We start from the raw sequence: 9,238 nt of genomic DNA, 5'->3' as shown, positions 1-9,238 counted from the left end.
CCGCCGTCGGCGTCCGCAGCCGGATGCCGCCGCCGGTGGTCTCGTCGGTGCCGCCCCGGCGGACGCCCACGGGACCGACGGGGAAGGCCGCCTCGACGGGTGCCGCACCGGTGGCGGCCTCGCTGAGGGTCCTCGGGAAGGTCCCGGTCGTCGTGCCGGCCATCGTGCCCTCCGTGCCGGTGTCCGCGGCGTTCGCGGTGCCGGAGTCGCCGGTCGTGGCCATCACGGTGGGGGTGATGACAGCGCCGGCCGCGACCGCTCTCAAAGGCACTTGCGGGGCCACCAAGAAGGCAATGGGGGGGGCAGGACCTTGCGAGACGGACAGAACTGTCGGAGGGGATGACCGGTGGATAGGGTCGCCGGATGAGTTCCTCTCCCGCTCGCCTGGTCCGCGAGTTCCACCGGGCCTTCGGCCTCGACGCCCGCACCGCGCCCACCGAGGTCTCCCCCGAGCTGGCCGCCCACCGCGGCGAACTGCTGGCGGAGGAGGCCGCGGAGGTCGCCGAGGTGGCCGTCGACGGACCGCTCGACCGGCTGGCCCACGAACTGGCCGACGTCGTGTACGTGGCGTACGGCACCGCCCTCGTCCACGGCATCGATCTCGACTCGGTGATCGCCGAGATCCACCGCGCCAACATGACCAAGCTGGGCCCCGACGGGCGGGTGGCCCGCCGCGACGACGGCAAGGTGCTCAAGGGGGACCACTACCGGGCGCCCGACGTGTCGGCGGTGCTGCGCAGGCAAGGGTGGACCGGAGGGGCGTCCTGACCCCTCGGAGGCCGTCGGCGCTCGGGGACGAGGGCTCCCGGGCGCTGCCTTAGGCTTACGGAGTGACCAACAGCAGCGACCGGAGTCAGGCAGTGGGCGGCAAGACATACGAAGTGCGTACTTATGGATGTCAGATGAACGTCCATGACTCCGAACGCCTGTCCGGTCTTCTGGAGGACGCCGGATATGTACGCGCGCCGGAGGACGCCGGCGAGGGCAACGCCGATGTCGTCGTCTTCAACACCTGCGCCGTCCGGGAGAACGCCGACAACCGCCTCTACGGCAACCTCGGCCGCCTCGCCCCGATGAAGACCACCCGCCCCGGCATGCAGATCGCCGTCGGCGGCTGTCTGGCCCAGAAGGACCGGGACACCATCGTCAAGAAGGCGCCCTGGGTGGACGTCGTCTTCGGCACGCACAACATCGGCAAGCTGCCCGTCCTGCTGGAGCGCGCCCGCGTCCAGGACGAGGCCCAGGTCGAGATCGCCGAATCCCTGGAGGCGTTCCCCTCCACGCTGCCGACCCGCCGCGAGAGCGCCTACGCGGCCTGGGTCTCGATCTCCGTCGGCTGCAACAACACCTGCACGTTCTGCATCGTCCCGGCCCTGCGCGGCAAGGAGAAGGACCGCCGCACCGGCGACATCCTCGCCGAGATCGAGGCCCTGGTCGCCGAGGGCGTCTCCGAGATCACCCTGCTCGGCCAGAACGTGAACGCGTACGGCTCCGACATCGGCGACCGCGAGGCGTTCAGCAAGCTTCTGCGCGCCTGCGGGAAGATCGAGGGCCTGGAGCGGGTCCGCTTCACCTCGCCGCACCCCCGCGACTTCACCGACGACGTGATCGCCGCCATGGCCGAGACGCCGAACGTGATGCCGCAGCTGCACATGCCGATGCAGTCCGGCTCGGACACGGTCCTCAAGGCCATGCGCCGCTCGTACCGCCAGGAGCGCTACCTGGGGATCATCGAGAAGGTCCGCGCATCCATCCCGCACGCGGCCATCACCACCGACATCATCGTGGGCTTCCCCGGCGAGACCGAGGAGGACTTCGAGCAGACGATGCACGCGGTCCGCGAGGCCCGCTTCACCCAGGCCTTCACCTTCCAGTACTCCAAGCGCCCCGGCACGCCCGCCGCCACCATGGAGAACCAGATTCCCAAGCAGGTCGTGCAGGCCCGCTACGAGCGCCTCGTCGCCCTCCAGGAGGAGATCTCCTGGGACGAGAACAAGAAGCAGGTCGGCCGCACCCTGGAACTGATGGTCGCCGAGGGCGAGGGCCGCAAGGACGGCGCCACCCACCGCCTCTCCGGCCGCGCCGCCGACAACCGCCTGGTCCACTTCACCAAGCCCGACCGGGAGGTCCGCCCCGGCGACGTCGTGACCGTCGAGATCACCTACGCCGCCCCGCATCACCTCCTCGCCGAGGGCGCCGTCCTCGACGTACGCCGCACACGGGCGGGCGACGCCTGGGAGAAGCGGAACGCCGTTCAGGCGGACAAGTCGGCCGGTGTGATGTTGGGCCTTCCCAAGATCGGTGTGCCGGAGCCGCTGCCGGTGGCCACGACGGGTGGCTGCGGCAGCCACTGAGCGCCGGTTCGGACGAGAGTTCGGCTCGGTCAGGGCCGTCGTCCGCGGGCTGCGGGTTGCGGGCTGCGGGTGCGTGGGGGCGTTCGCGCAGTTTCCCGCGCCCCTGAAGGGCGCTTCTGTCACCCCTCAGCCGCAGAAGTTACCCTGCGGATCATGCTTGTAGCCGCCGCAGTCTGTCCCTGTCCGCCGCTGCTCGTGCCCGAGGTCGCCGCCGGGGCCGCGCCCGAACTGGATGCGGCGCGGGACGCCTGCGCGGATGTGCTCGGGGTGCTCGCCGCCGCCCGGCCGGACCGACTGGTGGTCGTGGGGCCCGCCGGGCAGGACGGGCAGTACCCGCAGGGTTCTCGCGGCTCGTTCCGGGGCTTCGGTGTGGATCTGGACGTCCGCCTGGGGCGCGGTGGCGACACGGCGTCCCCTCAGGCCCATCTGCCCGCCCAGGCCCATCTGCCCGTCTCTCTCGCCGTCGCCGCCTGGCTGCTCGACCGTACTGGTTGGGCCGGCACCCCCGTGGAAGGGCTCGGTGCGGGCGGATCTCGCGCCGTCGAGCAGTGCGTCCAGGCCGGACGGGACATCGCCGGGTCGGCCGAGCGCGTGGCCCTGCTGGTGATGGGCGACGGCAGTGCGTGCCGGACGCTGAAGGCCCCCGGGTATCTGGACGACCGCGCGACCGGCTTCGACACGGAGGTCGCCCGTGCGCTCGGCGACGCCGACATCGCCGCCCTCAAGGCGCTGGACATACAGCTGGCACACGAACTCAAGGCCGCGGGCCGCGCCCCGTGGCAGATCCTGGCCGGGGCCGCCGAGAACGCTGGCCTGGGCGGCAGCCTGCTGTACGACGACGCGCCGTACGGGGTGGGCTACCTGGTGGCTGCCTGGTCGTAGATCGAGAACGGCGCGTCGAGAACGGTGGATCTAGAACGGCGGGTCGAGAACCGCTGACGAACGCGGCGGACGGCCGGGAGCATGAGGTGCTCCGCGACCGTCCGGCGATGTGAACGTGTTCAGGAAGCCGGAGGCGGTGGTGTGGTTCCGCCGCCCGGGGGCGGTGGTGTGGTTCCGCCGCCCGGGGGCGGGGGTGTGCGGCCGCCGCCCGCAGGCGGCGGCATGTGGCCGTCGGCGTCCTGGTGCGCGAGTCGGTCCATGGCGTGCTTCGCCTTGCCCGTGCCCGACTGGATCCGGCCGCTGTACTTGCCCTTGGTCTTCCTGTCGACCGTGTGCGCGGCCTTGTCGAGACCGTGCTGGATCTTGTCCTCATGCTTCTGGGCGAGGTGCGAGACCTTGTCCTTGGCCGGGGAGAGTTTGGATTTCAAATTATCCAGCAGACCCATGGTTCACCTTCCCGCGCGGGGCAGTCACTTGCGGGCGCCCTCACTGGCCTCGTTGTCGGCCGCCTGCTCGGCGGTCTGCTGCTTGGGGATCTCCACGTCGTCCGCCGCGTCGACGGACTCCGCCGCAGGCTCAGCCGACTCGCCCTCGGCCACGGCCTCTGCTTCGGGCCGGGCGGCCTCGGTGGACCCCTTCGCCTCGTCCGACTCCTCCGCCTCGGTCTCGGCGGTCGGCGCGGGTGCCGTCACTGCGGCCTCTTCCGAATCCTTCGCCTTACGCCGGAACAGTGAAAAAACGCCCATGTCAACCTCAATGCTAGTCATGCGGGCCAATTCCCGCGCTCTCCCGGAGCGTCCCATTGCGTCATCCGGGCCGCCGGTACTCGAATCCGGCGCTACGAACTCGCAACACGCAACGACCCCGGCTCCCCCGCGTCACGTAGCTCGTTCGAGAAGAGGTCCCGACATTTGCGAGACTGGGGCGGTGAGTAGCGCAGTTCCCCCTCCACGAGTCATCGCCGTCGTCGGACCGACCGCGGCCGGAAAGTCAGATCTGGGTGTCTTCCTCGCCCAGCGCCTCGGCGGCGAGGTGGTCAACGCCGATTCCATGCAGCTCTACCGGGGGATGGACATCGGCACCGCCAAGCTGACCCCCGGGGAGCGCGACGGAGTCCCGCACCACCTCCTGGACATCTGGGACGTCACGGCCGCCGCCAGCGTCGCCGAGTACCAGCGGCTCGCCCGCGCGCGCATCGACGCCCTGCTCGCGGACGGCCGCTGGCCGATCCTGGTGGGCGGCTCCGGGCTGTACGTCCGGGGGGCCGTCGACAATCTGGAGTTCCCCGGCACCGACCCCGAGGTCCGAGCCCGCCTGGAGGAGGAGCTGACCCTGCGCGGCTCCGGCGCGCTGCACGCCCGGCTCGCCGCCGCCGACCCCGAGGCGGCCCACGCGATCCTGCCGAGCAACGGCCGCCGGATCGTCCGCGCCCTCGAAGTGATCGAGATCACCGGAAAGCCGTTCACGGCGAACCTCCCGGGCCATGACTCGGTCTACGACACCGTCCAGATCGGCGTCGACGTGGCGCGTCCCGAACTCGACGAGCGCATCACCCGCCGCGTCGACCGCATGTGGGACGCCGGTCTGGTCGAGGAAGTGCGCTCCCTTACGGCGCAGGGGTTGCGCGAGGGGCGTACGGCGTCTCGTGCGCTCGGCTACCAGCAGGTCCTCGCGGCGCTCGCCGGGCAGTGCACCATGGACGAGGCGCGAGCCGAGACCGTACGCGCCACCAAGCGCTTCGCGCGCCGCCAGGATTCATGGTTCAGACGCGACCCGCGGGTGCATTGGCTCAAGGGGGGGCTCGCCGACCTGACGGAACTCCCGCAGCTCGCACTGGCGTTGGTCGAACGACCGGTCACAGCCTGATCACGTCATGGCATCGGGTCGCCCCGGCGGTCATCCCGGCCTCCGGGGGCGTGCCATCATCGAGCTTCGATCGACCAAGTGGAGTCCGAGTTGGGAGGGCGCGTGGCGATGGAGGCCGGCCCTCGCGACACCGCACAAGGCACGGAGCAGGGCACCGCGGACGACGCGGAGCAGCTGGTTACCGAGGGGTACGCACTGGATCCCGACGGCGACCCGCTGAGCCCCGACGGTCCCGAGGACCAGACTCCCGGTGGTGTGAGCGACGACGGACCGGAACCGGACGAGATGTCCGGGCCGGAGGTCGAGGTCGAGCTGCGCCCTCAGCGCAGACTGCGGCTCTGGCAGCTCGCGCCCATCGTGGGCCTCGCCGCGGTCGGCTCTCTGATGTTCGCCTTCCCGCTCGCCTTCGAGTTCGGTGACGGCGGCGCCGTGGTCGCCATGCTCGGCCTGCTGATCTGCGCCACCGCGGCCGGCTGGGGCATGATGGCCGCCCGCCGTGTCGGTTACACGTGGCCCGGCCTGCCCGCCCGCGGCTCCGGCCGCCGCCCGGACTGGCGGATGGCCCTGCTCTACGTCCTGATCGTCGCCGCAGTGGTGGTACTGGCCGTGTGGCGGGTGGCCCGGCTCCGCTAGAGCGCCCCGGCGGGGAGCAGCGCCGTGTCGACATGCGGCGTCCGCCGCGCGGACGATCAGCCGCAATGGACCCGCAGCGACCCCGGCACCCTCCGTCGGCCCTTCCGGTGGAGCGCTCCCGTACGATCGACGAATGAGCACGCGGATCGCCTTCCTCAAGGGGCACGGGACCGAGAACGACTTCGTGATCGTCCCGGACCCCGAGAACGCCATCGACCTCTCCCCGGCCGCTGTCGCCACCCTGTGCGACCGCCGCGCGGGCATCGGGGGCGACGGTGTGCTGCACGTCGTACGGTCCGCCGCGCACCCCGAGGCACAGAAGCTGGCGGCCGAGGCGGAGTGGTTCATGGACTACCGCAACGGGGACGGGTCGATCGCCGAGATGTGCGGAAACGGCGTCCGTGTCTTCGCCCGCTACCTCCAGCACGCCGGTCATGTCGCCGAGGGCGACCTCGCCGTCGCCACGCGCGGAGGCGTGAAGAAGGTCCACATCGACAAGGACGGAGACGTCACGGTCGGCATGGGCAGTGCCCGCCTCCCCGAAGGTGACGTCACGGTGAGTGTCGGCGAGCACAGCTGGCCCGCGCGCAACGTGAACATGGGCAACCCGCACGCGGTCGCCTTCGTGGCCGACCTCGCGCAGGCGGGCGACCTGCTCTCTTCGCCGCCCTTCAGCCCGGCCGCCGCCTACCCGGACGGCGTCAACGTCGAGTTCGTCGTCGACCGCGGCCCCCGGCATGTGGCCATGCGCGTCCACGAGCGCGGCTCCGGCGAAACCCGCTCCTGCGGCACCGGCGCGTGCGCCGTCGCCGTGGCCGCCGCCCGCCGGGACGGCGCCGATCCGGCCGTCACGGGCACCCCGGCGACGTACACCGTCGACGTACCGGGCGGCACGCTGGTGATCACCGAACGGCCCGACGGCGAGATCGAGATGACCGGTCCCGCGGTGATCGTCGCCGAGGGCGAGATCGACGCCAAGTGGCTGGAAAACGCGGCGCGTTGAGGTGTGGTAGGGCTTGACATGACGGCATCCGGAGCGCGGTCGCCGTGTACATCCAAGCCCACCGCGCGTTCAAGGGTGCGAATCGATGGCGCGCCCCGGGTGGGGTGACTCGAAACCGTAAACCTCGCGACCTTCCCTCGAATGGGTGATCCGTTTCACGCTCGGCGAGAGGCGGTCGGATGGGCGTGATGGGGTCGGTAGCATCAAGCACCGGCACGGACGGGGGAACGACATGATCCCCTGAGCCGCCGCACGCCATGGGGCACCCGTCCGCCGGTCCACGCAGCCGGAGGTGCCCATGAGCGCGGAGGCCACGAACCCCGCCGTATCGCCCGCCCCTGCGCCGCCACCAGCGCACCGCAGGAAGGGCCGACCTCGTATCGACCTGCGCCGTCTGGGCCGCGCCGCACTCCTGGGCCCGACGACCCGTGACCGTATGCCCGACGCGATCAGTCATCTCGCCGACGCGCACCGCGCCCACCACCCCGACGCCGATCTCGACCCGCTGCGCCGGGCGTACGTCCTCGCCGAGTCCTCGCACCGCGGTCAGATGCGCAAGAGCGGCGAGCCGTACATCACACACCCGCTCGCCGTCACTCTGATCCTGGCCGAACTGGGTGCGGAGACAACGACCTTGACGGCGTCTCTGCTCCACGACACCGTCGAGGACACGGATGTGACGCTCGATCAGGTGCGCGAGGAGTTCGGCGAGGAGGTGCGGTATCTCGTCGACGGCGTCACCAAGCTGGAGAAGGTCGACTACGGAGCCGCCGCCGAGCCCGAGACCTTCCGCAAGATGCTCGTCGCCACCGGCAACGACGTCCGCGTGATGTCGATCAAACTCGCCGACCGGCTGCACAACATGCGCACCCTCGGCGTGATGCGCCCCGAGAAGCAGGAACGCATCGCCAAGGTCACCAAGGACGTCCTGATCCCGCTCGCCGAACGGCTCGGCGTCCAGGCGCTCAAGACCGAGCTGGAGGACCTCGTCTTCGCGATCCTCCACCCCGAGGAGTACGCGCACACCCGCGAGCTCATCGCGGAGAACGCGGCGCGGGCGGGCGACCCGCTCGCCGAGATCTCCGACGAGGTGCGCGGAGTCCTGCGCGAGGCCGGCATCCAGGCCGAAGTCCTCATAAGGCCCCGCCACTTCGTCTCCCTGCACCGGGTCTCCCGCAAGCGCGGACAGCTGCGCGGCTCCGACTTCGGACGGCTCCTGGTCCTCGTCAACGAGGACGCCGACTGCTACGCGGTCCTCGGTGAACTGCACACCTGCCTCACCCCCGTGGTCTCGGAGTTCAAGGACTTCATCGCCGTACCGAAGTTCAACCTGTACCAGTCGCTGCACACGGCCGTCGCGCGGGGCGACGGCCAGGTCGCCGAAGTCCTCATCCGCACCCACCAGATGCACAAGGTCGCCGAGGCCGGCGTCGTCGCGCTGGGCAATCCCTACGCGGCTCCCGCCGAGGAGCAGACCGACGGCGAGGGTGAGCGCATCGACCCGACCCGCCCCGGCTGGCTCTCCCGGCTCCTCGACTGGCAGGAGGCGGCACCGGACGCGGACATGTTCTGGTCGACCCTGCGCGAGGACCTCGCCCAGGACCGTGAGATCACCGTCTTCCGGCCCGACGGGGGCACGTTGGGGCTCCCCGAGGGCGCCAGTTGTGTGGACGCGGCGTACGCCCAGTACGGCGAGGACGCGCACGCCTGTATCGGCGCCCGCGTCAACGGCCGTCTGGTGAGACTGAGCACCGTCCTGAAGGACGGCGACACCGTCCAGCTCCTCATGGGCCAGGACCCGGCCTCCGAGCCCTCCAGAGAGTGGCTGGAGCACGCCCACACGCCCGGCGCGCGCATCGCCATCCAGCGCTGGCTCGCCACCCACCCCTCGCCCGCCGCGGACGACGAGTCCGGGGAACGCGACGGCGCCCGCAAGGACGGGACACCGGCCCTCCGCCCCGCCATGGACGAGCCCGCCGCCACCTCCGACACCGTCGGCGCCGTGGTCGTCGTCGACAGGCCCGAGGCGACCGTACGTCTCGCCGGCTGCTGCACGCCCGTACCGCCCGACGAGGTCACCGGCTTCGCCGTCCGCGGGGGAGTGGTGACCGTGCACCGCCTCGAATGCGCCGCCGTGACGCGTATGAAGGGCCTGGGGCGCCCGGAGATCGAGGTGCGCTGGGGGAACACCACCGGGTTCCGGGTCACCCTCGTCGCCGAGTCCTTCCAGCGGCCCCACCTCCTCGCCGACCTCACCGAGGCCATCGCCCTCGAAGGCGTCGCCATCGTCTCCGCCACCGTCGAGCCCCCCACCCAACAGCGCGTCCGCCACACCTACACGCTGCAACTTCCGGACGCCGCCCACCTCCCGAACCTGATGCGGGCCATGCGGAACGTGCCGGGCGTGTACGACGTGGGCCGGGCCCAGCACCAGGCGGCGGCCGCCCACTGACCCCGGCGGGCTGCCGCGCACGAGGTCAGCGGGCGGCGCAGCGGTAAC

At 71.3% G+C, this 9,238-nt stretch carries 9 protein-coding genes and 1 pseudogene; 7 read left to right on the top strand and 3 right to left on the bottom strand.

Annotated features, from left to right (window positions below):
- Window positions 1-223, bottom strand: a pseudogene (locus AWZ10_RS05320) (Tat pathway signal protein); the annotation flags it as partial.
- A gap of 140 nt (window positions 224-363) precedes the next feature.
- Here AWZ10_RS05320 and AWZ10_RS05315 point away from each other — a divergent pair.
- The 3 genes from AWZ10_RS05315 (at window position 364) to AWZ10_RS05305 (ending at window position 3,236) form a co-directional block, all read left to right on the top strand.
- Window positions 364-768: a pyrophosphohydrolase domain-containing protein gene (locus AWZ10_RS05315; RefSeq protein WP_046705383.1), complete on the top strand. Its 405-nt coding sequence runs from the start codon at window positions 364-366 to the stop codon at window positions 766-768.
- Window positions 769-830: 62 nt separating this feature from the next.
- The gene (gene miaB, locus AWZ10_RS05310) at window positions 831-2,354 is read left to right on the top strand and encodes a tRNA (N6-isopentenyl adenosine(37)-C2)-methylthiotransferase MiaB (protein ID WP_078935382.1); all 1,524 of its coding nucleotides are present in this window, start codon (window positions 831-833) and stop codon (window positions 2,352-2,354) included.
- Between the two features lie 153 nt (window positions 2,355-2,507).
- Window positions 2,508-3,236, top strand: a complete 729-nt coding sequence (locus AWZ10_RS05305) for a class III extradiol dioxygenase subunit B-like domain-containing protein (protein ID WP_060890566.1) — start codon at window positions 2,508-2,510, stop codon at window positions 3,234-3,236.
- 119 nt (window positions 3,237-3,355) lie between these two features.
- Here the strand turns inward: AWZ10_RS05305 and AWZ10_RS05300 are convergent, their stop codons facing one another.
- Window positions 3,356-3,682: an antitoxin gene (locus tag AWZ10_RS05300; protein ID WP_060890565.1), complete on the bottom strand. Its 327-nt coding sequence runs from the start codon at window positions 3,680-3,682 to the stop codon at window positions 3,356-3,358.
- Between the two features lie 24 nt (window positions 3,683-3,706).
- The gene (locus AWZ10_RS05295) at window positions 3,707-3,982 is read right to left on the bottom strand and encodes a hypothetical protein (protein ID WP_060890567.1); all 276 of its coding nucleotides are present in this window, start codon (window positions 3,980-3,982) and stop codon (window positions 3,707-3,709) included.
- 181 nt (window positions 3,983-4,163) lie between these two features.
- Between AWZ10_RS05295 and miaA the strand changes: the two genes are divergently transcribed.
- The 4 genes from miaA to AWZ10_RS05275 all read left to right on the top strand — a co-directional run bounded on the left by miaA (window position 4,164) and on the right by AWZ10_RS05275 (window position 9,190).
- The gene (miaA, locus tag AWZ10_RS05290; RefSeq protein ID WP_046705378.1) at window positions 4,164-5,102 is read left to right on the top strand and encodes a tRNA (adenosine(37)-N6)-dimethylallyltransferase MiaA; all 939 of its coding nucleotides are present in this window, start codon (window positions 4,164-4,166) and stop codon (window positions 5,100-5,102) included.
- 102 nt (window positions 5,103-5,204) lie between these two features.
- Complete coding sequence (locus AWZ10_RS05285) at window positions 5,205-5,735, top strand: hypothetical protein (protein WP_078935381.1); 531 nt, start codon at window positions 5,205-5,207, stop codon at window positions 5,733-5,735.
- 133 nt (window positions 5,736-5,868) lie between these two features.
- Entirely contained in the window at window positions 5,869-6,738 is an 870-nt protein-coding gene (dapF, locus tag AWZ10_RS05280) for a diaminopimelate epimerase (protein ID WP_060890564.1), read from the top strand.
- Window positions 6,739-7,036: 298 nt separating this feature from the next.
- Window positions 7,037-9,190, top strand: coding sequence for a RelA/SpoT family protein (locus AWZ10_RS05275; RefSeq protein WP_208618451.1), 2,154 nt, complete (start codon window positions 7,037-7,039; stop codon window positions 9,188-9,190).
- Window positions 9,191-9,238: the final 48 nt, after the last annotated feature.

The organism is Streptomyces europaeiscabiei (assembly GCF_001550375.1).
GTDB lineage: Bacteria > Actinomycetota > Actinomycetes > Streptomycetales > Streptomycetaceae > Streptomyces > Streptomyces europaeiscabiei.
The sequence above is the reverse complement of the archived record's forward strand: the minus strand, read 5'-3'. Positions and strand labels throughout refer to the sequence as shown.